The organism is Microvirga pakistanensis (assembly GCF_004458765.1).
GTDB lineage: Bacteria > Pseudomonadota > Alphaproteobacteria > Rhizobiales > Beijerinckiaceae > Microvirga > Microvirga pakistanensis.
The window spans coordinates 1-223 of record NZ_SPJX01000581.1 but is presented as its reverse complement, the minus strand read 5'-3'; the positions used below and the strand labels follow the sequence as shown (position 1 = coordinate 223).

Genomic DNA, 223 nt, shown 5'->3' with positions numbered 1-223 from the left:
ACCTCGCCTCGGTATCCCTATACCCGCGCGCTGCTCTCGGCGGTGCCGCGCCTCGGCAGCCTCAAGGGCCAGCCCTATCCCAAGCGCATGCCCGTCCTGGTCATGGACGGACGCGCGCCGAGGCAGACCGGCGAGATGCACGAGCAGAAGACCGCCGACTATACCAAGCCTCTGCTCCAGGTGGAGAAGCTCACCACGCGCTTCGATGTCGGCCGGTCGCTGT

1 pseudogene is annotated in these 223 nt (G+C 67.7%); it reads left to right on the top strand.

The window, feature by feature from the left end:
• Positions 1 to 223: pseudogene (locus E4K09_RS23870) on the top strand (glutathione ABC transporter ATP-binding protein GsiA); the annotation flags it as partial.